General features: G+C 70.7%; 17 protein-coding genes and 1 pseudogene. 11 read left to right on the plus strand and 7 right to left on the minus strand.

The features are described from left to right. Positions 1-25: 25 nt before the first annotated feature. The 3 genes from ACIPPM_RS15770 to ACIPPM_RS15780 all read right to left on the minus strand — a co-directional run bounded on the left by ACIPPM_RS15770 (position 26) and on the right by ACIPPM_RS15780 (position 12,217). Positions 26-625, minus strand: a complete 600-nt coding sequence (locus tag ACIPPM_RS15770) for a hypothetical protein (protein WP_401447742.1) — start codon at positions 623-625, stop codon at positions 26-28. Next, positions 625-11,169 carry a LamG-like jellyroll fold domain-containing protein gene (locus tag ACIPPM_RS15775; protein WP_401447744.1) on the minus strand — a complete coding sequence of 3,515 codons (10,545 nt, stop codon included), beginning with the start codon at positions 11,167-11,169 and terminating at the stop codon, positions 625-627. Before ACIPPM_RS15775 ends, ACIPPM_RS15770 begins: the two co-directional genes overlap by 1 nt. Before the next feature lie 352 nt (positions 11,170-11,521). After that, positions 11,522-12,217: a PH domain-containing protein gene (locus ACIPPM_RS15780; protein ID WP_401447746.1), complete on the minus strand. Its 696-nt coding sequence runs from the start codon at positions 12,215-12,217 to the stop codon at positions 11,522-11,524. 142 nt (positions 12,218-12,359) lie between these two features. Between ACIPPM_RS15780 and deoC the strand changes: the two genes are divergently transcribed. The 3 genes from deoC to ACIPPM_RS15795 are packed head-to-tail and all read left to right on the plus strand — an operon-like array spanning position 12,360 to position 15,671. Continuing rightward, a complete protein-coding gene (gene deoC, locus ACIPPM_RS15785; protein ID WP_401447748.1) occupies positions 12,360-13,325 on the plus strand; it encodes a deoxyribose-phosphate aldolase in 966 nt (321 codons plus the stop codon). Positions 13,326-13,330: 5 nt separating this feature from the next. Further along, a complete protein-coding gene (locus ACIPPM_RS15790; protein ID WP_401447750.1) occupies positions 13,331-14,794 on the plus strand; it encodes an aldehyde dehydrogenase family protein in 1,464 nt (487 codons plus the stop codon). Continuing rightward, positions 14,787-15,671, plus strand: coding sequence for an aldehyde dehydrogenase family protein (locus ACIPPM_RS15795; protein ID WP_401447753.1), 885 nt, complete (start codon positions 14,787-14,789; stop codon positions 15,669-15,671). Before ACIPPM_RS15790 ends, ACIPPM_RS15795 begins: the two co-directional genes overlap by 8 nt. Positions 15,672-15,748: 77 nt before the next feature. On the opposite strand, the gene ACIPPM_RS15800 is transcribed toward ACIPPM_RS15795, so the two are convergent. Continuing rightward, on the minus strand, positions 15,749-16,171 hold the full coding sequence (locus ACIPPM_RS15800; RefSeq protein WP_401447755.1) for a hypothetical protein: 423 nt from the start codon (positions 16,169-16,171) through the stop codon (positions 15,749-15,751). Positions 16,172-16,298: 127 nt separating this feature from the next. Here ACIPPM_RS15800 and ACIPPM_RS15805 point away from each other — a divergent pair, with 127 nt between their 5' ends. Beyond that, on the plus strand, positions 16,299-16,934 hold the full coding sequence (locus tag ACIPPM_RS15805) for a uridine kinase (RefSeq protein WP_401447758.1): 636 nt from the start codon (positions 16,299-16,301) through the stop codon (positions 16,932-16,934). Positions 16,935-17,164: 230 nt separating this feature from the next. On the opposite strand, the gene ACIPPM_RS15810 is transcribed toward ACIPPM_RS15805, so the two are convergent. Continuing rightward, the gene (locus tag ACIPPM_RS15810) at positions 17,165-17,953 is read right to left on the minus strand and encodes a SigE family RNA polymerase sigma factor (RefSeq protein ID WP_401447760.1); all 789 of its coding nucleotides are present in this window, start codon (positions 17,951-17,953) and stop codon (positions 17,165-17,167) included. 272 nt (positions 17,954-18,225) lie between these two features. Between ACIPPM_RS15810 and afsQ1 the strand changes: the two genes are divergently transcribed. The 5 genes and pseudogenes from afsQ1 (at position 18,226) to ACIPPM_RS15835 (ending at position 22,271) form a co-directional block, all read left to right on the plus strand. Further along, positions 18,226-18,903, plus strand: coding sequence for a two-component system response regulator AfsQ1 (afsQ1, locus tag ACIPPM_RS15815; protein WP_388996392.1), 678 nt, complete (start codon positions 18,226-18,228; stop codon positions 18,901-18,903). Further along, complete coding sequence (locus ACIPPM_RS15820) at positions 18,900-20,483, plus strand: ATP-binding protein (RefSeq protein WP_401447763.1); 1,584 nt, start codon at positions 18,900-18,902, stop codon at positions 20,481-20,483. Before afsQ1 ends, ACIPPM_RS15820 begins: the two co-directional genes overlap by 4 nt. Further along, complete coding sequence (locus ACIPPM_RS15825; RefSeq protein ID WP_401447766.1) at positions 20,480-21,091, plus strand: hypothetical protein; 612 nt, start codon at positions 20,480-20,482, stop codon at positions 21,089-21,091. The genes ACIPPM_RS15820 and ACIPPM_RS15825 overlap by 4 nt, the downstream gene beginning before the upstream one ends. 97 nt (positions 21,092-21,188) lie before the next feature. Next, positions 21,189-21,650 (plus strand): annotated as a pseudogene (locus tag ACIPPM_RS15830) (VanZ family protein); the annotation flags it as partial. Between the two features lie 417 nt (positions 21,651-22,067). Next, entirely contained in the window at positions 22,068-22,271 is a 204-nt protein-coding gene (locus tag ACIPPM_RS15835) for a PspC domain-containing protein (protein WP_401447769.1), read from the plus strand. Positions 22,272-22,416: 145 nt separating this feature from the next. Here the strand turns inward: ACIPPM_RS15835 and ACIPPM_RS15840 are convergent, their stop codons facing one another. Then, a complete protein-coding gene (locus tag ACIPPM_RS15840; protein WP_401447771.1) occupies positions 22,417-22,770 on the minus strand; it encodes an ATP-binding protein in 354 nt (117 codons plus the stop codon). Between the two features lie 274 nt (positions 22,771-23,044). Here ACIPPM_RS15840 and ACIPPM_RS15845 point away from each other — a divergent pair, with 274 nt between their 5' ends. Continuing rightward, positions 23,045-23,188 (plus strand): hypothetical protein, encoded by a 144-nt coding sequence (locus ACIPPM_RS15845; RefSeq protein ID WP_401447773.1) that lies wholly within the window; start codon positions 23,045-23,047, stop codon positions 23,186-23,188. Between the two features lie 47 nt (positions 23,189-23,235). Then, complete coding sequence (locus ACIPPM_RS15850; RefSeq protein WP_401447775.1) at positions 23,236-23,997, plus strand: alpha/beta hydrolase; 762 nt, start codon at positions 23,236-23,238, stop codon at positions 23,995-23,997. Positions 23,998-24,041: 44 nt separating this feature from the next. On the opposite strand, the gene ACIPPM_RS15855 is transcribed toward ACIPPM_RS15850, so the two are convergent. Next, positions 24,042-24,995, minus strand: a complete 954-nt coding sequence (locus tag ACIPPM_RS15855) for a LysR family transcriptional regulator (protein ID WP_393595656.1) — start codon at positions 24,993-24,995, stop codon at positions 24,042-24,044. Between the last annotated feature and the right edge of the window lies 1 nt (position 24,996).

Genomic DNA, 24,996 nt, shown 5'->3' on the forward strand with positions numbered 1-24,996 from the left:
TCTGCAGACTACCGTCACGTCCGGATCAAATCAAATTGATCCGGACCTGCGCGCCATCAGGAAGATCTCTGATCTGCGCATAAATGTCCGCCCGGAATCGAGCCAATTCGAGTTCCCTTTTCGGCTTCAGCGCGTCCAGCGCGAACTCCCCGCCCAGGCAGAAGGGGATCGCGGCAGCGAGTCGGTACCCGCTCCGCAGGGGGCCGTTCGAGGATTGCCAGGCGTGCGCGAGCCCACTGCCCGTCAACTCCTCATGGTCCTGCAGGATTTGATCAGCCCATTCATTCACGGTGGTTGCCATGAATTGCAATTCGGCCGTCTCGGGATCGAACGAGTAGAATCCCTTTTCCCCCGCAGCGAACTGGAACCCGAAGACGTCCTCTGCGAAGAACGTGAAACCGTCGACCAGTTCTCCGTACGGAGCACGCCAGCCTTCCGGAGCGTTCCACCACTCCGCAGAGCCAGCTCCGCCGCCCCACGGCCGCACGAAGAGTGCCGACTCGAACGCGTAGAAGCCGTTTCGACTGCCGATGAGAGAGCGGAGGGGGTCGGGAATCTCGCTGACGTCAGCCCTGTCCGGCGCGATGGCCGACGACGAGATCTCGATGAGGTTTTTGTGTGTCATCACGGGGTCCTTGAGTCGACGACCTTGAGCCTTACGCGCGTACCGTTGGGATATGGGCGCAACGAGTTTCCGATGCGCGCACCGGCTCCGCCATTGTCACCGCCGTCGATCGCACGGACGCTCGCCCCTTTTCCGCCTTCCTTGAACATGGCGGGCGGGTACTCGTCAAGCTGCTTTCCGGGAACCTTCTTGTACCCCTTCAGCGAGTCCTTTCGGTTCTGCTTCGCTCCAGGGCGGTTGATGGTCACGACATCCGGATGCCCGGCAGCCTGTGCGTCCTCGATGTGCTGGGCGGACTCAGGGTGAGTCGCCTTGTCGATCGTCACCTCGATGGGGCACGACGCCGCACCGTGGTTGTGGACCAGCACCTCGCTGGGCCCTGCGACGACATAGTACGTGTGCAGCCCCTCGACGCTCAGGTCGTACGTCACCCGGCTTGCCGTGTACGCCTTGACCTCGCGGATCGCCGTCAGACCGCTGCCACCGTTCTGGAGCTTCTGGCCGGCCTTGAGGTCGCCCGCCTGGGTCCAGGCGTTTCGGGTGGCTTCGTAGAACTGGTGGTGCTTGGTGGTCTGGATCGTCTTGGGGCCGGACTTGGTGGCTATGACGAGGTCGACGTAGTCGCGGTCGGTCTTGGTGACGATCACCGACTTGACCTTGTGCTTCTCCTTCTTCTTCTTGCCGGGCTCGGCCGTCAGGACAAAGTCGCCGGGCTTGACCTGGGAGATGGGCTTCACCATGGCGTTCGCCATGAGGACGCCGGTGCCGCCGGTGAAGCTGTGCGGCGTACAGCCCTTCGCCTTGGGGCCGAACTTGCCTGCCGCCGCGCCGAAGATGCCGCCCGTGGCCGCGCCGATCGCCGTGGCCTTCGCCGCGCCGCTCGCGCTGCAGCCCTCCTCGCTGGAGGCGCAGGAGATGCCGTAGCCGACCGCGCCTTCGGCGGAGCCGCCCGCCGCGCCCATGGCCGCGCCGTTGAGAACCTTGCCGCCGGTACCGGCGAGCAGTCGGCCCACCGCGCCGGAGGCAGCACCACCGGCCGCGCCACCGAGGGCACCGGTCGCGGCGCCGATCGCCACCGATCCGACGAAGCCGCCGACGGACTTGGGGCCGTCGCTCATCATGTAGCCGACGCCATTGGCCACCGCGCCCGCGAGGGCCGCGCAGCCGACCGCTCCGACACCCCAGGTCGCGGCGGTACATCCGGCGAAGACCACCACGCCCACCGCGACCGACACGATCGTCGAGGCGTGCTGCTTGACGAAGTTGCTCGTCGCCTTGGCCGCCGCCTTGACGCCCCGGCCGACCTTCTTGATGGCCCTCTTGCCCAGGTTCACGGCCTTGGCGGCTACGTGCTTGACCGCCTTGGCTACCTGCTTGACCTTCTGTTTGACGTGCTGGACGACCTTGTGCGCATAGCGTTTGACGCGCTTGTAGGTGCGTTTGACGTATCTCTTGACCTTCTTGACGCTGTCGTGGACGTAGTGCACGGCCTTGCGGACGGCCCGGTAGACCTTGTGGACGGCCTTCTTGACGGCCTTCTTGATGTGCTTGGCCGCCTTGCGGACCTTCTTGGCGACGGCCTTGGCCGCGTGCTTGGTCTTCTTCCAGGCCGACTTGGCCTTGCTCTTGACCTTCTTGGCGACCTTGTGGAACGCCTTCTTCACGAAGCCGAACCAGTGCCCGGTCGGGTCGACGCCCGTCATCGGGTTCTGGTTGGCGTAGGCGTACGCGTTGGCGTTCACCGAGTCCGGCAGCGGGTCGTTGCTCACCGTGTCCCGGCTGTTGAACTGCCCGGTCTGCGGCGAGTACCAGCGCGCGGCCATGTTGACCTGGGCGGTCTCCGGGTCGGTCCAGCCGGACTGGTACCCGAGGTTGCCCAGCATCCCCGCCGAGGCGGAGACCTTGCCGAACGGCGTGTAGCTGACCGAACCGCTCAGCGTCTCACCGGAGTCGGTGTACTGCGCGACCAGGTCGTCGTGGATGTCGGTCAGCGCCAGCACCGACGACGCGCCCGACCTCACGCCCAGCAGCGAACCGTCGGCGTCGCGGCTGTAGGTGGCCGAGCCGTCGGAGGCGACGTCGTTGCCGTCACCGCTGTACTGGAAGGAGAAGATGTCCGCGCCGACCTTGTCCTTGGCCTTCAGGACACGGTCCAGACCGTCGTAGGTGTACGTCCGGTCGCCCTCGTTGATCACGCGGTTGAAGGCGTCCGCCTTCATCTCGGTCCGGGTCCCGGACTCGTCCGTGATCGAGCTCAGCGTGCCGCGCTTGGTGTACGCGTACGTGCTGTGGCCGTCCGAGGTGAGCCGGTTGCGGGCGTCGTAGGTGTAGGTGTCGCCGCCGACGCGCGTGCGGTTGCCCGAGGCGTCGTAGCCGTAGACCTCCGTGGTGGTGCCGTTGTTCCAGGACGTCAGCCGGTCCGACCAGTCGTAGGCGTAGGTGTTCGTGGACGCGCCCGCGACACCGGTCGTCGTCTTCGACGCGATGTTGTCGTTGGCGTCCCACCCGTAGCCGGTGGAGGACAGCACCTTGCCGGTCGGCGAGGTCAGCTTGTCGTTGGTGATGCGCTTCAGCGCGTCGTAGGAGAAGGCGCGCTTGGACTTGCCGGTGCCGTAGTCGATCTGGGAGACGGCGTTGTCGGTGTTGTAGGTGTAGGTGGCGGTGGAGTCGGTGACGGCGTCCCGGACCGTCTTCAGGCGTCCGGCGGTGTCGTACCCGTAGGTCGACGTGCCGGAGGCGTCCGTGCGGGACGTCATCGCGCCGTCGCCGTTGTAGGCGAACGAGGAGCTGCCCGACGGGCCGGAGGCCGTCAGCAGTGCGCCCCGGTCGTCATAGGTGAAGGTGTCGTTGTCCGTTCCGGCGCCCGCGACGGACGTGACCCGGTCGTCGGAGTCGTACGCGTAGGTGTGGTCGGCCGTGGCGGCCTCCGCGCCCGAACCGGACTGCTTCACCAGTCGGCTCTTCGCGTCGTACTCGGCGGTGACGGTCACCCCGCCCGGTGAACGCTGCTCGGTCACCCGGCCGTTCGCGTCGTACACCGTGGTGTAGGTGCGGTCGGCCGCGGCGGGCTGGTCCGGGGTGGACGGCTCGACGACGGACTCGGGCAGCCCCCACTTGTTGTAGGTGGTGACGAACGGGTTGCCCCGGCCGTCGGTGAAGCGGGTGGGGTTGCCCGCCACGTCGTAGCCGAAGGACGTGGTGATCGACTCGGTGGCGGAGACCGGCTCCACCGCCTTGGTCACCAGACCCGTGGGGTCGACGGTGAAGGTGGTGGCGTGTCCCCGGCCGTCGGTCAGCGACAGCGGGTTGCCCGCGCGGTCGTAGCTGGCGCTGCTGGTGCGCAGCACCGCTCCGCTCGCGTCCAGGTCGCTGGTGGCGGTCAGCCTGCCGAAGCCGTCATAGGTGTTCTTGGTGCTCGCGTTGTCCGGGTCGGTCGCCGCGAGGACGTCACCGTCCATGGTGTAGGTGAACTTCGAGACGTTGCCGGCCGCGTCGGTCACCTCGGTGGTCTCGCCGAGGGCGTTGTACTTGTACGACTCCGAGACACCCGTCGGGCTCACCCTGCGGGAGAGGTCGCCGCCCGGCGCGTTGTACTCGTTGATCGCCGTGTACGCCCGCTGCGTGGGCTGACGCACGATGTCCGTGCTGGTCAGCTCGTTGCCCAGGTAGTCCCAGGTGGATTCCTGACGGGCACCGCCCGGGCTGTTCGACGACAGCAGGTCACCGGCCGCGTCGTAGACCATCGTCGACGTGCCGCCGCCCGGCTCGGTGACCGAGGCGACATCGCCGAGCTGGGTGTACGTGTACGCCCTGCGGTTGCCGAGCGGGTCGACCTCCGCCGTGACCTGGCCGAGCTTGTTGTACTCGTTCCAGGAGGTGGCCGTGATCGGGGTCGAGGCCCCCGGCGCGGTGTACTCCGGCAGCCTGGTCGACGTCTCCTGGCCGTCGGCGTCGTAGGCGGTGGTCGTGACGTTGCCGAGCGGGTCGGACGTCTCGGTGGTCTCGCCGAAGGTGTTGTAGCCGGTCATCGAGATGGGACGGACCGCCTGGGCCGTGCCGCCGCCGGTCTCGGCGTCGACGACCGGCTCGGTGACGACGCTCTGCTGGGCGGCCTCGTCGTAGGCGTAGTCGGTGGTGTTGCCCAGCTCGTCGGTCGAGGACAGCGGCAGGCCCCGCTGGTCCAGCTTCCAGGTGTTGGTGTGCACCGAGCTGCCGGCCGCCGGAAGCGTGCCGGCCGCCAGGGCGGACACCTGGGACGCGGTCAGCGCGTCGCCGTAGACCTGTACGTCGGCGATCGAGCCCTGTGCGTTCTCGCCGTAGGTGCCGTTGTACAGGCGTCGGCCGATCTGGAGCGGGCCGGTGGCCTCCCAGGGTGAGGTGAAGGCCGTCGTGGTGCCCGACTGGGTGCCGTTGACGTACAGCTTCAGGGATGCGGACGCCTGGTCGTACACACCGGTGAGGTGGGTCCAGGTACCGGCCTTGGCCGCGGCGGTGCCGGAGCTGGTCCGGGCGATCGCGGCGCCCGCGGCGTCCGTGGAGTGGCGGTTGAAGGTCCAGCCGGAGCCGGTGGAGTAGTAGAGCTGGAAACCGCTGTTGAACTGCCCGTCCTGGGCGAGGAAGGTGCTGTTCGCGGCGGTGGAGCCGAGCTTGACCCAGGCGGAGACGGTGAAGTCGCCGCTGGTGTTGACCGCCGGGCCGTCCGCCTGCCCGTAGGCGGTGGCGGTGCCGCCGAGGACGACGGAGCCGCCCTTCTCGGTGGAGCGGGTGACCGAACTGCCCAGGGTCACCTTGCTGTTGCCGCCGGAGGAGTCCTGGGCCGTGAGGCCGCTGGGCTCCGACAGCTTCCAGCGGGCCACCGGAGCGGTGGTGCCGTCGTGCTCCGTGGTGCCGGTGACGTTGCCCAGCCGGTCGTAACGGCTGTCGGTCCGGTCGACGTCACCGGTGGCCGGGTCGGTCTCGGCCTCCGTCACGACGTTGTCGTCCGGGTCGTAGGAGACCTTGGTGCTGCGGTTGACACCGGTCGGGTCGAGCACGGACGAGGCGACGCGGTCGGCGGCGTCCACGGTGAAGGTGGACGTGGTCCGGCCGTCGTTGGTCACCTGCTTGACCAGGTTCCCCGCCGGGTCGTAGGTGTTGGCCTCCTCGACGAACTGCTTGCCGTTCGCCGGGTCCTTGCGGGTGACCGAGGCGGACAGGCCGTCGTCGGTGTAGGTGTACGCCGTCACCCAGCCCATCGCGTCGGTGACCGAGGCGAGCCTGCCCGCCGGGTCGTACGCGCGGGACTCCTGGACCAGCGTGGTCGGCGCCGACGGGTTGTTCGGGTCGCCGGTGTAGCCGGGCAGGCTGGTGGTGAGGGCGCGTCCCTCGGCGTCGAAGGTGTAGGTGTTGACCGTCCCCATCGGGTCGGTCTCCTTCACCTTGTTGCCGTAGACGTCGTACTCGAAGGCCGTCGTGCCGCCGCCGGGGTCCGTCCGCGAGGCGAGACGGTTGTAGGCGTCGTACGTCATCGACGTGGACCGGGAGGCGTCGCCGCCGCGCACGTCGGCCACCGTCTGCGAGAGCACGTTGCCGTCGTCGTCGAAGCCCGTGGTGGTCTTCGCCTGGTGCACCGCGCCGGTGACCCGGTTGGTGACGGCGGGGCTGGTCTCGGTGACGACCTGGTCGTTCTTGTCGTACGTCTGGGAGGTGGTGAGCCCGGACGGCTGGGAGTCGGAGGTCTCCGTGCGGGAGATCTGCCGCCCCAGCTTGTCGTAGCTGTACGTGAGCTTCGCACCGTTGGCGTCGGTGACCGAGGCCAGGTCGCCGGTGGCGAAGTAGGTGTACTTGGTCGTCCGGCCGCCCGGTGTGGTGACCGTGTCCGTCAGACCGGCCGGGGCCGGCACGCCGCCGCCCTCGGCGGCCGGGGTGGACGCCGTGGTGTAACTGGTGCTGGCGGTGCGGCCGCCCGGATGCCCGGGGACCGGCGGACCGGTGACCGACAGCAGGTTGCCGCCGGTGTCGTAGGAGTAGCTGGTGAGGTAGGTGTTGTCCGTGGGGCCCGAGGAACGGCCGTCCCGCTCGGTGAGCAGCAGGTCGTTACGGGGGTCCATCGCCGGGAAGGCGGTCGTGGAGTCCGGGTAGTACGTGTAGTACTCCGTGGCGCACTTGTCCGCCGTCGTGTCCTGGCAGCTGGTCTGCGAGACCGTGTTGCCGCGCACGTCGTAACCGGTGATGCTCCGGTTGCCGTTGGCGTCGGTCACGGTGTGCAGGAAGCCGCCCGTGTCGTAGCCGTAGGTGGTCCGGTTGCCCTCGGTGTCGACCGCGGCCAGCAGACGGTTGCCCATCTCCGCGTCGTAGACGTACTTGAGGGTCTTGTTGGTCGGGTCGGTCAGCGTGACCGTGCGCACCGGGGCGACGCCGGACGACGCCTTGTACGCCGACCAGTGCTGCTCGACCTGGTCCTCGGTCAGCGGGTGGCCGTAGCCGGCGACCTCGGCGATGGAGCCGTTGAAGAAGCTCAGGTCACCGGGTGAGGCGTCCCAGCTCTTGGCGAAGCCCGCGCCGACGAACGACCGCGTGTTGCTCTGGTCGCCGACCGCGCCGGTGAAGTCGGCCTGCTTGGCGCCGTCCAGGTACATGGTCTGGGTGGTGCCGGAGGCCGACAGCACCGCGTGGTGCCAGGTGCCGTCGGTGACGGCGGCCGCGGAGCCGAAGGCACCGGAACCGGTGGCGCTCCACCAGTGGCCGTGCAGCTTGCCGTCGGTGCCCACGTACAGCAGCGGGCTCCAGGAGCCGGACGGGGTGCCGGACGGCGCCTTCGCCTGGTCGGAGAGGATCACACCGGGAGCGCTGGTCCTGAACCACAGCTCGACGGCGCGGTCGCCCGATCCGTGCCAGGGGGCGTACGGGATCTCGGCGTAGGACGAGGTGCCGTCGAAGGAGACGGCGGTCGCGTCACCGGCGCCGAACGGACCGGCCACGCCCTGCGTGACGGTGTTGTACGTGCCGAATCCGGTGTGCACCTCGTTGGCGGCCTGCTGGGCGGCGAGGGTGTCGGCGAGCCGCCAGTAGCCGGCCGGGGCCGAGCCCATCACCGCGGAGCGGTACACCTGCGAGGAGCCGGTGACGGTGGGCGGGTTGAGCTTCCAGGTGCCGCCCTCGGAGTCCGTGGCCTGCTTGACCAGATCGTCGGTGGTGCCGTAGACGACCGACGCCTGGGTCTTGCCGCCCGGCGTGGTGATCTTGTTCAGCAGACCGGCGGACCGCTTGGCGGCCTGGTACTGCGCGGTGATCACCGAGGGGTCGAGCGGCTCGGAGTAGATCGCGGCCTCGGCCAGCTGGCCCGTGTAGTGCCCGAGCTTGTCGTTCGGGTTCATCGCGGGCCAGCCGTCGGTGTTCACACCGGCGCCGAGGGAGAGGTAGGGCTGCTCCCAGTCGTTGATGGTGCCGCTCAGCGAGCCCTGCGAGGCACCGTCGAGGTACAGGGTCTGGCTGGTGGCCATGCCGGTGAGCACGGCGTTGTGCCACTGGCCGTCGGTGACGGAGGCCGTCGAGGCGATGGTGGACATGCAGCCGGGCGACATGGCCAGGCAGCCGCGCAGCTTGCCGTCGGTGCCGACGTAGACGGCGGGGGTGTTCTTCTTGGTGTGGCCGACCGGGTCGGAGTCGCTCAGCGGCTTGTCGCCGTAGTAGAAGAGGACACCTCCCGCGGTGGTCGTCCTGAACCAGAGGGAGACCGTCATGTACGACGGCGTGGCGCCCGGCGCGCTCGGCATCTCCACGTAGGAGGTGGTGCCGTTGAAGGTGGCCGTCTTCTGGGTGGAGCCCGCGAGGACGGACGAGCCGCCCAGGGTCACGTTGTGGTAGAGCGCGTTGTAGCGGCCCTGGTTGTTGTCGACGGAGTCCGCCGCGACGGTGGCACCGGACGCCTCACCGAGCCGCCAGTAGGCGTACGGGTCGGCGTCCAGCACCGTGGTGCGGTAGTGGTTGCCGGTGGCGTAGCCGTAGGTGGTGCACTTGGCGGGGGTGGCGGGCGGGCAGACCGAGGTGAGCTGGTCGCCGCTGTAGCCGTAGGTCCAGGTCTGGACCGTGGCGGAGTCGTTCGTGACCGCCGCGTCGGTGGCGACCGTGGCGACGTGTGCCGTGGTGGCGCCGGACGGCGTGGACCAGGTGAGGCCGAGCGAGCGCTGCGACTTCTCGTTGGTGATCTTCGTGAGCTGCTTGGCGGTGTTGTAGGTGAACTTCTCCGTGCGGCCCGCGTAGTCCTTGATGCCGGATATCGCCTTCGTGCCCGCCTTGGCGGTGGGCTGGGTGAAGGCGTACTCGGTGAAGTCCTTGTCCGTCAGGGCGTAGCCGTCGGTGACCGGCTGGAGCCGCGCGTACCTGCCGAGCGGGGGCTGGAAGGTGCCGTCGGTGTTGCGGCCGAAGGCGACCTGCTCACCACCGGGGTAGGTGATGATGACGCTGGTGACGGTGCCGGAGGGGTTCTTGACCTCGGCGGCCTTCATGTCGGCGACCGTCGACCAGCCCGCGCCGAAGGCTCCGTCGACCCGCGGGTCGATGCTGTTGTAGGAGCGGTCGATCTCCAGCGAGGGGCCGACCACCTCCACGTCCGCGTCGGAGTCGTCGGTGGTGTAGTTGGCGTCGCTCGGGTCGAAGTCGTGCCCGTCGGTGTTCTGGGCCAGGCCCGAGGTGACCGGCGGCTGGGGCACGGCGGTGGTGAAGCGGCTGGAGTACGTCGTCTCGGCGAGTCCGTCGCTCACCCCCGCGTACCAGGCGTAGTTCTTGGACCACTTGAGCTTGCCCGCGGGTATCTTCCAGCTGCCCTTGGTCAGGGCGCCGGAGGTGGCGACGGGGGTGGTGCTGCCGGAGTCGGCGTCGTACACCTCGAAGCTGTAGGACAGCGCCGCGTTGGGCGCCTTGTCGGCGTCGCTCGCGTAGACGAGCAGCTCCGGCTGGAGGGTGTTGGCCTGGAAGTTCTCCGGCGGGTACGAGGCGTTGACCTGCGGCTCGACATTGGTGCCGTAGGTCAGGTCGAGCGAGGGACGCCAGCCGGAGGTGGCCGAGTCGTCGGAGTGGAACTTCTTCCAGTGCAGCCCGTCACCGGTCGGCGCGGCCAGCGCCAGGCCGTAGTTGATCCCGCCTCCGGCGACCTGGGTGAACCAGGACGTCGACAGCGGCACGGGCATCTTCACCCCGACTCCGGTGCTGCCGGTGGTGTTGGTGCAGGAGGCGCCCGGGTCGGGCGTGGTGGAGCCGATGGCCGCGCCGTAGGACGGGCCGGGGTAGGTGGTGGTCGTCGACGGGGACCAGGACTGGGTCACCGGGTAGACGGAGAACGCCTCCGGGGTACAGGTGGCGGACCACAGCCCCCAGACGTTCAGGGTGGCGGCGGAGACCTGCCGGCCGGCGATCGTCGAACCCAGCGACGAGAACTGGAGGAAGGAGTTCGCCTTGGTGGTGCCCGCGTCGTACGAACCGACCTTGATCTGGTTCTCCGCCGAGCGGTTGGAGCTGTAGTCGTTCTGGACGTACGTCGCCTGGCTGGCGTTCACGACCGTCGTCGGGTCGACGGTGACCGGGTAGACCCGCTCGGGGTCGTCCAGCCAGGCCCGGTCGGCGGTCATCCGGAGTGCGGGATCGCCGTCCACGGTGGTCAGTTCGTAGCTGACCTCGTGGGACCGGGCGCCGTCGCCGGAGCGGCGGTCGATGCGCGAGTCCTCCATGTAGGCATGGGGGACGGTCGCGGCCACCTTGCCGTCGGCGCCGGTGAACTCGACGTCGCCGTTCTTGGCGATGCGCGGGGTCAGCCCCTTCGCGTCCAGCGCGAACAGCCAGGAGTTGTCCGCGTCCTTGGAGCGCAGGACGAGGTTCTCCTTGAAGCCGTCCGCGATCGGCGCGAGCTGCACATCGGTGCCGGGCAGGGCGTCGGCGTAGCGGAGGGTGCCGTCCGCGTCCTTCGACGCCTCGGTCTCGCGGGCGCCGATCAGGGAGTACGCGACCGAACTGCCGTTGCCGAGGCCGAGGGAGGCCAGGCGGTCGTCGGCGGCGTCGGGGGCGAAGTCGACGTCGACGGAGTTGGCGGTCTGTTCGAACCGGCCGCCGTCGCCCTCCCTCAGGCTGGTGTCGATCGGCTTCCAGGTGCCGTCCGACGACTTGAAGTTGGCGCGTACGTCGTAGTGGCGGACGGTGGTGGAGCCGTCGGCGTTGACGAAGTAGTCGGAGGTCGCCGTGGACTTCCTGGCGTCCCGCTCGCTCGTACGGGGGTTGAAGCTCTTCGCCGAGGCCAGGGGCTTGGTGGTGGCCTTCTGGGGGTGGCTCGTATGGCGTTGGTAGGCGCCGAGTTCGCCCTTGCCCCGGCCCGGCCGGTGACCGGCGGTGCGATGGGTGCTGGTGGCCGCCGCCGAGGCGTGGTGGCTCTTGCCCCGCGCGGTGCCGCCCTGCTGGTCAGGGGTGTCGAGGGAGGAGCTGTGGGCCCACTTCGCCAGTCCGGCGAGGGAGAGTTCGGGCATGCTCAGCGCCGGCAGGGTGGCACCGGTGGCCGCCGCTGTCTCGGTGGTGAGCATGAAGGAGAGGGAGACGAATACGGAAAGAGCCGTAGCCCTCGCTCGACGTCTGCCGGAACCGTCCGGCGGGAACAAGCGAGGGCTACGGACCCAGCGAACACGCATGGGAGAGCCTTAACTTAAGAAGTCAGCAAAACTTCGTAAGTTTTTCTTATCGTCGATCACTTGATCTATATCAAACCCTTACCTTTAACTGATCTTTACTTCAACTGTCCGCGTGGCACCGGCGCGTGGCCGGTCCCCTGGGATGCGCGCGGCGCAGCGAGGGCGACGCGAAGACGGCACGAAGACGGCACGACAAAAAAGCGGCGGCGGCCGGAGAAGCTCCGTCCGCCGCCGACCGTGCCCGGATTCAGCCCGTGATCAGCAGGACCGCCAGCAGCACCGCACCCGCCAGCGCCGGGATCAGGACCTCGTAGGCCCAGCGGACGGTGATCTCGCCCTGGGCGTACTCCGCCTCGCCGTGACGTTCGTGGAGTTCGCGGAGATCGTCCATGATCTTGTCGGACTCCGCGCGGGCGGGCGCCCCCATCGCGGGTTCGGCCCCGAAGGCACCCGCTCCCCGGCCGCCGAAGGGGCTGCCGCCCCGGGGCTCGTGGGCCCCGAGGGCCGCCTGCGCCGCCGCGCGGGCCTGCTTGTTGGCCGCGCGCTTACGGGCGCGCAGCGAGACGGGGATCGCCCAGAGCTGGAACTTGGTGCCGGAGTCGGCCAGGGCCTCGTTGGAGAAGCTCGAGCGCAGGGAGGCCAGTCGGCCCCAGGGCAGGACGATCACGCGGAAGGGGTTGCGGACCCGCAGCCGCTCCTCGCTCGCGAAGACCGCCGGGCGCAGGGCGAAGGCGCTCACCAGTGGCACGACCAGGATCAGCACGGCCAGCGCGAGCCACGGCACCCGGCCGTGGCCCCGGAAGAGCGCGTCACAGGCGAGCCAGACGACGATGGCCAGCACGAGCCCACCGCCCACGAGTCCCATCGGCGAGCGGTAGATCCGGTCCCTGGCGGCGGGCGCCACGGGCCGCGAAGCGGGTGACTGGTGGTCCGGGGTCGTCATGGCCCCGATTGTGCACGAAGGGGACGCGAGCTCCACCCCCCGGCCCGAGAGAGGAACGCATCCGTGACCTGCGAAGGTGTGACCCCGCACAACCCCACCCCTGGGGCTATACAGCCGCTACGCGCGTAGATATGCTCGTCTGGTGACCATGCCCACCACCACTTCCCCCGCGAAGGCGTTCGCCGACGTCACCGCGTCCGACAGCACGCTGCGCCGCTTTCTCCACGGGCTGCCCGGCGTCGACGCGGTCGGCCTGGAGGCGCGTGCCGCGTCGCTCGGTACCCGCTCGATCAAGACCACCGCGAAGGCGTACGCCATCGACCTCGCCATCTCGATGGTCGACCTGACGACGCTGGAAGGCGCGGACACCCCCGGCAAGGTCCGGGCGCTCGGCGCCAAGGCGGTCCACCCGGACCCCACGGACCGGACGAGTCCGACCACCGCCGCCGTCTGCGTCTATCCCGACATGGTGGCCGTCGCCAAGGAGGCCGTCGCCGGTTCCGGCGTCAAGGTCGCCTCGGTCGCCACCGCCTTCCCGGCAGGCCGCGCCGCCCTCGGCGTGAAGCTGGCCGACGTGCGCGACGCGGTCGCGGCGGGCGCCGACGAGATCGACATGGTCATCGACCGGGGCGCGTTCCTCGCGGGCGACTATCTCAAGGTGTACGACGAGATCACCGCCGTGAAGGAAGCCTGCGGGACGAGCGCCCGGCTGAAGGTCATCTTCGAGACCGGCGAGCTGTCGACGTACGACAACATCCGCCGGGCGAGCTGGCTGGGCATGATGGCGGGCGCGGACTTCATCAAGACGTCAACCGGCAAGGTCGCGGTCAACGCCACCCCATCCAACACCCTGCTGATGCTGGAGGCGGTGCGCGACTTCCGCGCGCAGACCGGCGTCCAGGTCGGCGTGAAGCCCGCGGGCGGCATCCGCACCACCAAGGACGCCGTCAAGTTCCTGGTACTGGTCAACGAGACCGCGGGCCAGGACTGGCTGGACAACCACTGGTTCCGCTTCGGCGCCTCCTCGCTGCTGAACGACCTGCTGATGCAGCGTCAGAAGCTGGCCACCGGCCGCTACTCCGGCCCCGACTACGTGACGGTGGACTGATCACCATGGCATCCGCATTCGAGTACGCACCGGCGCCCGAGTCCCGCTCGGTCGTCGACATCGCCCCCTCGTACGGCCTCTTCATCGACGGCGAGTTCACCGACTCCGCCGACGGCAAGGTCTTCAAGACCGTCTCCCCCGCCACCGAGGAGGTGCTCTCCGAGGTCGCGCAGGCCGGTGAGGCGGACGTGGAGCGCGCGGTGAAGGCCGCCCGCAAGGCGTTCGCGACGTGGTCGGCGCTGCCCGGCGCCGAGCGCGCCAAGTACCTGTTCCGTATCGCCCGCATCATCCAGGAGCGCAGCCGCGAGCTGGCCGTGCTGGAGACGCTGGACAACGGCAAGCCGATCAAGGAGACCCGGGACGCGGACCTCCCGCTGGTCGCCGCGCACTTCTTCTACTACGCGGGCTGGGCCGACAAGCTCGACCACGCCGGGTTCGGCCGGAGGACGACAAACGAGCACAGCGGCGCTTCGCCCCGCCCCCTCGGCGTCGCGGGCCAGGTCATCCCGTGGAACTTCCCGCTCCTCATGCTGGCGTGGAAGATCGCCCCGGCGCTGGCCACCGGCAACACGGTCGTCCTCAAGCCCGCCGAGACCACCCCGCTGTCCGCGCTGTTCTTCGCGGACATCTGCCGTCAGGCGGGCCTGCCCAAGGGTGTCGTCAACATCCTCCCCGGGTACGGCGACGCGGGCGCCGCGCTGGTCGCCCACCCCGACGTGAACAAGGTCGCCTTCACCGGCTCCACGGCCGTCGGCAAGGAGATCGCACGCACCGTCGCGGGCACGGACAAGAAGCTCACGCTGGAGCTGGGCGGCAAGGGCGCCAACATCGTCTTCGACGACGCCCCCATCGACCAGGCCGTCGAGGGCATCGTCACCGGCATCTTCTTCAACCAGGGCCAGGTCTGCTGCGCGGGCTCGCGGCTGCTGGTCCAGGAGTCCATCCAGGACGAGCTGCTCGACGCCCTCAAGCGCCGCCTGTCCACGCTGCGCCTCGGCGACCCGCTGGACAAGAACACCGACATCGGCGCGATCAACTCCGCCGAGCAGCTGGCCCGGATCACCGCGCTGACCGAGCAGGGCGAGGCGGAGGGCGCCGAGCGCTGGTCCCCGGCCTGCGAACTCCCCTCCTCCGGCTACTGGTTCGCCCCGACGCTGTTCACCAACGTCACGCAGGCGCACACCATCGCCCGCGACGAGATCTTCGGCCCGGTGCTGTCGGTGCTCTCCTTCCGCACCCCGGACGAGGCCGTCGCCAAGGCCAACAACACCCAGTACGGGCTGTCGGCGGGCATCTGGACCGAGAAGGGCTCCCGCATCCTGGCCGTGGCGAACAAGCTGCGCGCCGGGGTCGTCTGGTCCAACACGTTCAACAAGTTCGACCCGACCTCGCCGTTCGGCGGTTACAAGGAGTCGGGCTTCGGCCGCGAGGGCGGTCGCCACGGCCTGGAGGCGTACCTCGATGTCTGACCGTCTGAGTGTCTTCAAGACCTACAAGCTGTACGTCGGGGGCAAGTTCCCCCGCTCCGAAAGCGGCCGGGTGTACGAAGTGACCGACTCCAAGGGCAACTGGCTGGCCAACGCGCCGCAGTCCTCCCGCAAGGACGCCCGTGACGCGGTCGTCGCCGCGCGCAAGGCGTTCGGCGGCTGGTCCGGCGCGACCGCGTACAACCGCGGTCAGGTGCTGTACCGCGTCGCGGAGATGCTGGAGGGCCGCAAGGAGCAGTTCGTCCGCGAGGTCGCCGAGGCCGAGGGCCTGTCCAAGGCGAAGGCGGCGGCGGTCGTGGACGCGGCCATCGACCGCTGGGTCTGGTACGCGGGCTGGACCGACAAGATCGCCCAGGTGGTGGGCGGCGCCAACCCGGTCGCGGGCCCGTACTTCAACCTGTCCTCGCCCGAGCCGACCGGTGTGGTCGCGGTGCTGGCCCCGCAGGACTCATCCTTCCTGGGCCTGGTCTCGGTGCTCGCCCCGGTGATCGCCACCGGCAACACCGCGGTCGTCATCGCCTCCGCGAAGGCCCCGCTGCCCGCCCTGTCGCTGGGCGAGGTGCTGGCCACCTCCGACGTGCCGGGCGGTGTCGTCAACATCCTGTCCGGCGGTACGGCCGAGCTGGCCGCGCCGCTCGCCGCGCACCAGGACGTCAACGCGATCGACCTCGCGGGGGCCGACGCGGAGCTGGCGAAGGAGCTGGAGATCGCGGCGGCGGACAACCTCAAGCGCGTCCTGCGTCCACAGGCTGTGGATTACGCCGCGACTCCGGGCACCGAACGCCTGACGGCGTTCCTGGAGACCAAGACGGTCTGGCACCCGACCGGGGCGCTGGGCGCGTCGGGTTCGTCGTACTGAGCACCGAGTTCTGAGCACCGAGCACACCGAAGCCGCGCCGTCCCCTCACCTCGAAGGGGCGGCGCGGCTTCGCGCTGTCAGCCCTTGGGGGTGAGCAGGCCCAGGGTCTGGCCGACGACCGGGACCGCACCGAAGGACGGGGCCTGGGCGATCGGGGCGGTCAGCGCCAGGGTGTTGAGCGGCTTGAAGTCGGCGATGGTGGTGCCGATGCCGTTGTTCAGCGGGTCGGTGCCGGTACCGGCCAGCGGGTTGGGCTTGAGCCCGGCGATGGCGCCGGTGGCGTAGCCGACCGACGTGGTGAGCGCGTTCACCCCGGACTGCGGGTTGATGTCGCCGACGTCGGCGGAGCGCAGCGGCGGTACGTCCACGAGCGGGGCGGCGGCCTCGGCGTGGGCCGCGCTCGCGCCCGCCGCCAGGGCCGCTCCGGCCGACGCGAGGGCGATCAGGGCGCGCCGAGCGGCGGGCCGGCGGGGAGACCGGGGTGCGGAATGTCGGGCCATCGGTGGTGCCGCCTTCTGGTGCGCAGGGTAATACGGTCGACACGTAGGGTAGTTGACATGTGACGCGCGCTCCGATGTGGACCCGCGGGGTCGGCAGGACGGCCACCATGCGTCAAACTGGTGTTCCGTGAGCATCCATCCCCCGTCCCCCGCCCGCGTGGTGCTGCTGTCCGGCCCCTCCGGTTCGGGCAAGTCACTCGTCGCCGCCCTCTCCGGGCTGCCCGTGCTGCGCCTCGACGACTTCTACAAGGAGGGCGACGACCCCACCCTGCCGCTGGTGGACGGAAGCTCGGACATCGACTGGGACCATCCGCTGTCCTGGGACGCCGACGTGGCGCTCGCGGCCATCTCCCGGCTGTGCGCGTCCGGTTCGACGCCGGTGCCGGTGTATGACATCTCGCTGAGCGCCCGTACCGGCGAGGACACCCTGAGCATCGGCCGTACCCCGCTGTTCATCGCCGAGGGGATCTTCGCGGCGGAGATCGTCGAGCGCTGCCGTGAGCTGGGGGTGCTGGCGGACGCCCTGTGTCTGACCCGGGGTCCGGTCACCACCTTCCGGCGGCGTTTCCTGCGCGATCTGAAGGAGGGCCGCAAGTCGGTGCCGTTCCTGCTGCGCCGGGGCTGGCGGCTGCTGCGCACGGAACGCTCGATCGTGTCCCGCCAGGTGTCGCTGGGCGCGCACCCGTGCGGCCGGGACGAGGCGCTGAGCCGGATGGCGGCGGCCGCGGCGGGCCGCCAGGCGCGGCACCGGACGGCGGCGTAGCCGGACGCGGACATGAGGGAGCGGGACCGGACGGCCCCCCAGCCGTCCAGCCCCGCTCCCCGGTACTCCCCCGGTTTTCCCCCGTTGTTCCCCCGTGTTTCCCCTTACGGGTTCTCGCGCGGACCCTCCCCCCGGTGGGCCCCCGCGATTCCCCGTTTCCCCTCGGGCCGAGCCGTGACGGCTCGTTCCCCCGTTCCCCCCGTGGGTCCGTCCCCCGATGGACCCGTCCTTCAGGCCACCAGCTCGCCGAAGGCGTCCTCGTGGTCCCGGCCGAAGCTCAGGACCTCGTCCTCGCGCAGGCGCCGCAGCGAGCGCCAGATGCTGGACTTCACCGTGCCGACGCTGATGCCGAGTATGTCGGCGATCTCCGGGTCGGTACGGCCCTCGTAGTACCGCAGCACCAGCATGGTGCGCTGCGGCTCGGGCAGCCGGGCGAGCGCCTGCCACAGGACGGCGCGCAGCTCGGTGCCGCGCATGGCGTCCGTACCGGCGGGCGTCTCCGGCAGTTCCTCGGTCGGGTACTCGTTCAGCTTGCGGCGGCGCCACGCGCTGATGTGCAGGTTGGTCATGGTCCGGCGGAGGTACCCGCCGACCGCGGCCTTGTCACTGATCCGCTCCCACGCCCGGTAGGTCGAGAACAGCGCGCTCTGCAGCAGGTCCTCGGCCTCGAAGCGGTCGCCGGTCAGGTGGTAGGCGGTCGCGTACAGGGAGGCGCGGCGCTCCTGGACGTAGGCGGTGAACTCCGCCTCCGTCAGCGAGCGACGCTCCCCCTGCTCCCCCCTGTACGCGCTTCCCCCGTGCCCCTCCCCCGTGCGGGCGTCGACCACCGACATGTGACCGGTGTGCTGACGCCCGGTGCCGCGGACGCACCCCCGTACGCCTTGGGACTCGCGGCCGCGTGACGGCAGCGTGGACCCGGCACCGGACTTCCCGGAATTCCCGGAAACCTCGGCCCCCCGGTGTGCGTCGTGCAGACGCGTGACCACTGCGCTGGTGCTCATGCCGTGTGGCGTGTTCATCTCGCGCTCCCCGTCGTGGACTTCCGGTGCCTGGCGTGGCCGGTGATGCTCTCCCGCCTGCAGAAAAGCTTGCCGACCGTCCTTCATGGCCATGTCCGCCGACTGTCACAGACCTGTCACAGGGGCCGGTCGCGGCGGGTCGTGACCGGATCGGGCGGCCCGGAAGTGGCAAGGGCCCGGTTTGGTACGCGGTGTCCCGCTCGCGCCCGGCCTGCGAGAACCCGGTGCGGCACGGGTCGTACGACAGGCGGTACATGGGCCAGAATGAGCCCGTGCCTTCCCTGTTGCTGATCGAGGACGACGACGCCATCCGTACGGCCCTTGAGCTGTCCCTGACGCGCCAGGGGCACCGGGTCGCCACCGCCGCGAGCGGTGAGGACGGTCTGAAGCTGCTGCGTGAGCAGCGCCCTGACCTGATCGTGCTGGACGTGATGCTGCCCGGCATCGACGGGTTCGAGGTGTGCCGCCGCATCCGGCGCACCGACCAGCTGCCGATCATTTTGCTGACCGCGCGGAACGACGACATCGACGTGGTGGTCGGACTGGAGTCCGGCGCCGACGACTACGTGGTCAAGCCGGTGCAGGGCCGGGTGCTGGACGCCCGTATCCGGGCCGTGCTGCGGCGCGGGGAGCGCGAGTCCAGCGACTCGGCGACGTTCGGCAACGTCGTCATCGACCGCTCCGCGATGACCGTGACCAAGAACGGCGAGGATCTCCAGCTGACCCCGACCGAGCTGCGGCTGCTGCTGGAGCTGAGCCGCCGGCCCGGTCAGGCGCTGTCCCGGCAGCAGTTGCTGCGGCTGGTGTGGGAGCACGACTACCTGGGCGACTCGCGCCTGGTGGACGCGTGTGTGCAGCGGCTGCGGGCGAAGGTCGAGGACGTGCCGTCCTCCCCGACCCTGATCCGCACGGTCCGTGGTGTCGGCTACCGCCTGGACACTCCTCAGTGAGCGATCGAGGGGGATTCGGCCGCTGGTCGGCCGAGCGGGGGAGGAAGCTGGCCGGACTGCGTTTCACCAGCCTGCGGCTGCGGCTGGTGCTGGTCTTCGGGCTGGTCGCGCTGACGGCCGCGGTGTCCGCGTCGGGCATCGCGTACTGGCTCAACCGGGAGGCGGTGCTCACCCGCGCCCAGGACGCGGTGCTGCGTGACTTCCGGCAGGAGATGCAGAACCGCGCGGGCGCGCTGCCCGCGCACCCCACGCAGGACGAACTCCAGCGCGCCGCCGGGCAGATGGCGGGCAGCAGTCAGCGGTTCAGCGTGCTGCTGGTCGCCCAGGACCCCGACGGCCGCACGGTGTACGGCGGTTCGGGCGGGCTGAGCGGCTTCTCGCTCAAGGATGTGCCCCCGTCGCTGCGTACCGCGGTGAACAAGCGGCAGAGGACGAGCGGCTCCAACAGGTCGCCGTACCACCTGTACTGGCAGCGGGTCACCGACGGCGGCACGCCGTTCCTGGTGGCCGGTACGAAGGTCACCGACGGGGGCTCCACCGGCTACATGGCGAAGTCGCTGGAGCCGGAGGCGAAGGACCTCAACTCCCTCGCCTGGTCGCTGGGGATCGCCACCGCGCTGGCCCTGATCGGCTCGGCCCTGCTCGCACAGGCCGCCGCGACGACCGTGCTGAAGCCGGTGCACCGGCTCGGAGTGGCCGCACGGCGGCTCGGCGAGGGCCGGCTCGACACCCGGCTGCAGGTCTCCGGCACGGACGAACTCGCCGACCTGTCAAGGACGTTCAACAAGGCGGCCGAGGCGCTGGAGAAGCGGGTCGCGGACATGGCCGCCCGTGACGACGCCTCCCGCCGCTTCGTCGCCGACATGTCGCACGAGCTGCGCACCCCGCTCACCGCCATCACCGCGGTGACCGAAGTGCTGGAGGACGAGCTGGAGTTCGAGGGCGGCGGCATCGATCCGATGATCGAGCCCGCGGTACGTCTGGTGGTGAGCGAGACCCGGCGGCTGAATTCCCTGGTGGAGAACCTGATGGAGGTGACCCGCTTCGACGCGGGAACCGCCCGTCTGGTGCTGGACGACGTGGACCTCGCCGACCAGATCACCGCCTGCATCGACGCCCGCGCCTGGCTGGACGCGGTCGAGCTGGACGCCGAACGCGGCATCCACGCCCGGCTCGACCCGCGCCGCCTGGACGTCATCCTCGCCAACCTGATCGGCAACGCCCTCAAGCACGGCGGTTCCCCGGTGCGGGTCTCGGTCCGCATCGACGGCGACGATCTGCTGGTGGCGGTCCGCGACCACGGGCCCGGCATCCCCGAGGAGGTGCTGCCGCACGTCTTCGACCGCTTCTACAAGGCCAGTGCCTCCCGTCCGCGTTCGGAGGGCAGCGGCCTCGGTCTGTCCATCGCGCTGGAGAACGCCCACATCCACGGCGGCGAGATCACGGCCGCCAACTCCCCGGAGGGCGGCGCGGTGTTCACGCTCCGGCTGCCGCTGGACGCCTCCAGCCTCACGGAGGAGCCCGACGGCGACGACAAGGGCGACTCCCCGGCCGAGGCCGGCCACGGGGAGGCCCGGTGAGCGGGCGCGCGGTGCGCGGGCTGCTGACGCTGGGGCTGCTGGGCGCGCTGGCCACCGGATGCGGCATCCGGCCGACCGAGGTGCCGACCGACTTCGGCGGGGCGCCGTCCCGGCTGCCGTGTTCACCGGCCGGGTCCGGGCAGGCCACGCAGTCCCCGGAAGGGGTGCCGGTGCAGGTGTTCCTGCTGTGCGGGGCCTCGCTGGTGACCGTGGACCGTTCGGTGCGGGTGCCGGAGGGCACGCCGGACGCTCGGCGCCGGGTCATGGTCGCGCAGGGACTCCTGGACCAGCTGGCCGCCGCGCCGTCGGCCGGGGAGCGGGCGGCGGGCTACCAGACCCGGGTGCCGGGCGGCATCACCGTCACCGGCCCCGGACGCGAGTGGCCCGAGGAGGCGCTGCGGCTGAGCGCCGCCCCCGACAAGCTGGGCTCCCCCGCGCTCGCCCAGGTGGTGTGCACGTTCTCCGACTCCGCCGCCGCGGAGGGCGACGGCTCGGTGATCCTCGCCGGTCCGGCCCCGGCCGCTCCGCGCCGCTACGAGTGCACGGAGGACGTCCGCGACCATCCGGGCCGGGTCCAACCCCCGTCCGCCGCCGTCGCGTTGCACTGAGGCGGGGCCCTTTCCGGCGGGCGTGTGGCGCACGCCTCACCGGGGCGGGGGGAGCCGAAGCGGAACCGATCGCGCGCGGCGGCGCGTCTTGGGGGACGTGCAGCGTCAAGGCTCCATCGGCGGCAGCGCCGCGAACCGCATCCGAGTGACCGGGGCAGTCCTCCTCGTCGCGCATCTCGCGCTCGTCGCCTGGCTGACGCTGCGGCCGCTGGACGTGCCGTGGGTACGGCCCGCGAACCTCCGCCCGCTGGCCGGGCTGCGCGCCGACCTGGCGCTGGGCTGGCCCGAGGCGGGCCTCCGCATCGGCGAGGGTCTGGCCCTGCTGGCCCCGCTGGGCGTACTGCTGCCGATGGCGGACGGCAGGCTCACCGTCTCCCCCCTGGCCTCCCTGCTGCGCACGGTCGCCGCGGGCGCCCTGACCTCCCTGGGCATCGCCCTGTTGCAGACCGGGGTGCCGGGGCGGGTGGTGGACGTGGACGTGATCCTGCTGAACACCTCGGGCGTCCTCCTGGCCCACCTGGCACTCGTCCCGGCGGGGCGGGCGTGGCTGCGGCGCCGGGTCCGGGGCGGGGCCGGTGAGCGGGAGGGCGAGGAGTTGGGCCGCCGTGACGGGTTCGGGGGGCGGGGCGGGCTCGGAGGGCTTGGCGGACTCAGGGGCGTCCCTGAGGGGGCGCGTCAGGGTATCTCCGGTGGCGTGGCCGGGGGTTGCGGCGGGCATCCGGCCGGGGAGGCGCGCGAGGCCGACCGGACTGCCGGGGCCGGGGGTGCGGGTCCGGTCGGTGGTGCGGTGAGCGTGCGCGGAGAGCTTTCTCAGGGGCGGACCCCGACGATTCCCAGGGTCGGTATCGCCCCTTAGAGTGATGCTTCTCCCGCTTCGTCTCCGTACCTTTGGGCATACGACGACAGACGGGGCGCGGCACTCGGCCCGACCCGGCAGACGGCCCGTTCGCGGCCGACGACGACGGAGGAGCCCGCCATGACCGCCCTTGTCCGCCCCACCCACGGCCGCAGGATCGGCGGCGTGTGCGCCGCGCTGGCACAGCGCTTCGGCATGTCGGCGGGCATGATGCGCGTGATCTTCGTGGTGTCCTGTCTGCTGCCCGGCCCGCAGTTCCTGGTCTACATAGCCCTCTGGATACTGCTGCCCTCCGAGGACAAGGCCCGCGCCACCGCCTGGTGACGCCGCCCGCCACCCGGCCGGGTTCCGCCTACGCGGACGCCGCCGAGGCCGTCCCGGAGAACACCGGGGGCCTCGGCGGCGTCATGCGTGGGGGGTGTCGCGCTCGGGGTGCGTCGCGCGTCGGAGGCGGCGCGTGTGGGGTGCGTCAGCCGAGCGGGATGCCGTTGAGGCCCAGACCATGGGTGGGCAGGCCCGCCACGGGCAGACCGCCGAGCAGTCCGGCGACGGGGGCGGTGGGGCCCTGGGCGAGCATCTTCTGCACGGCGGGCCGCGCGGTGTTCAGTCCACCGCCGAGCACACCCTGCCCCTGCGAGACCGCCTCGGCGGCGCCGGGCAGCGCCTGGGTGACGTTCGCGGCCGGGAGCGTGTGGGCGACGGAGCCCACGAGAGGGAGGGCGTCCGAGGCGGCCGGGGCCGCGTTGGCCGCGCCCGCGCCCGCGGCGGCGAAGGCGGCACCGAGGGCGGCGACACCGAGGGTCTTGGCAGCAGACTGCTTCATGGTGAATGCGTCCTTGAATGCGGAGACATGGATCACGAATGATCCGAGCGATCCATGACCGTAAACACCGCGAGGCATCTATCGCAATCACCGAAATACGGACGGCTGGTGGATTCCTGTACGTATTCACGGGGCGCGCGATAAGTACTATCGGCACTCCATTTCCGCATAAGCGCTGGTGGCGGCAGCGCACGGGAACAGCCATTCGGGCAACCATCCTTCACGTCCGGGGCGAGTGAAGTCTTGGTCCCCCAGGGGACGTTCACGGAAAGGAATGAATCCTGATCTCATCGCATTGACTCCGAAAACGGCCCCGGAAATCGAGCGTGCGGCCGAACTCTCCGACGGGATGCTCGAATTCAGGCCGTTCACCCAGTGGCGCGATCCGTACCCCGTGCGCGTCGATACGCAATGGTGACCGCCGAGAAGGGTTTCGTACACCTCGCCTTCTGACAGTGTTCTGCCATGGGACAGCAAGCGACGACGCCGGTCCGGACGGCCAGGCTGGGAAAGGCGGTCGGCCCCGCGCCGAGCGCGGTGAGCGGAGCGGTGCTGCTGCTCCCCGGCGGGGACGAGGTCTCCACCCGCCGTCCGCTCCCGGTCCTGCCCGGCACCCTCGTCCGCGCGGTGGCCCGCGCCCTGGCCCGCGCGGGGCACGCGGAGGGGCTCGCCGTCCATCCGGTCCACTACCGCTACCGAGGCTGGAACGGCGACGAGGCCCACCTCGCGACCGACGCCTCCTGGGCCGCGGACGAGGTGGTGCGGCGGTACGGGGACGTGCCGGTGTGCCTGGTGGGGCTGGACATGGGCGGACGGGCCGCGCTGGGCGCCGGTGGCCATGAGGCGGTCGACTCCGTGGTGGCCATCGCCCCCTGGCTCCCGGAGGACGGCGCGGGCACCGCCGAGCCCGTCAAGCAGCTGGTGGGGCGCCGGGTGCTGATCGCGCACGGCACGAACGACGAACGGTGCGATCCGGAGCTGTCGTTCCGGCTGGCGGCCCGTGCGAAGAAGGTGAACCGGGAGGTCTGCCGTTTCGAGGTCCACTCCGATGGCCACGGGCTGCACCAGCACCGGGACGAAGTGCTCGCCCTGACCGTGGACTTCACCCTGGGCGCCCTCTTCGGGCACCCGTTGTCCCGCCCGGTGGAGGACGCGCTCGCCGCGCCCCCGCCGATAGGGCTGCGGATGCCGCTGGCGTCGGGGTTCGGCAAGTCCCTGCGCAAGTAGCCGGATCGTCGGGGTTGGGCAAGCAGCCGCGCAGGTAGCCGGGTTCAGGACGGGAGCAGGCTGCCCCTCCGGGAGAGGAGGAACTTCTTGAAGGCGGCCACCGGCGGGGTGTCCGGGCGGTCGGCCAGCCAGGCCACGCCGATCTCGCGGACCGCCCTCGGCGCCGTCACCGTCAGCTCCACCACGCCCGGCCGGGGCACGGTGGGCGGCGGCAGCAGGGCCACGCCGAGTCCGGCGGCCACCAGCCCGCGCAGGGTCTCCGTCTCCTCGCCCTCGAAGGCGACCCGGGGCCGGAAGCCCGCCTCGCGGCACAGGTCGTCGGTGATGCGGCGCAGGCCGTAGCCGGGCTCCAGGGTCACGAAGGTCTCGTCGGCCGCCTCGGCGAGCCGGATGCGGCGGCGGCTCGCCAGCCGGTGGTCGGCCGGGACGACCAGGCGCAGCTTCTGCTCGTCCAGCCGCCGGGCGACCAGGTCGGGGGCGTCCGGCACCGGCGAGGTCAGGCACAGGTCCAGCTCGCCCGCCCGCAGCCGCTCCAGCATGGCCTCGCCGTAGTTCTGCACCAGGCTGAAGCGGATGCGCGGATGGTCGGCGCGGAAGGCGTGGAGCAGGCCGGGCACGGTCTCCGGGCCCATGGTGTGCAGGAAGCCGAAGGCGACCTTGCCGGTGGCCGGGTCGGCGTCCGCGCGCACCTCCTCGGCGGCCCGCTCGACCTCGGCGAGGGCGCGTTCCACCGAGCCGAGGAAGGTGCGGCCCGCCGGGGTGAGCGAGACCGTGCGGCCGTGCCGGGCGAACAGGTCCACCCCGAGGTCCTGCTCCAGGCGGACCATCGCGCGGGAGAGGGTGGACTGCGGGACGTTCATCTCGTGCGCGGCCCGGGTGACGTGCTCGGTGCGGGCCACCCCGGCGAAGTAGGCGAGGCGGGGCGCGAGCAGCAGCGCCATGTCTTCTGTGTCACCGGACGGTGACAGGCGCGGCCGTGACCTCTGCTGATGCTCCATG

This window comes from Streptomyces sp. NPDC090119, assembly GCF_044747085.1.
Lineage (GTDB): Bacteria > Actinomycetota > Actinomycetes > Streptomycetales > Streptomycetaceae > Streptomyces.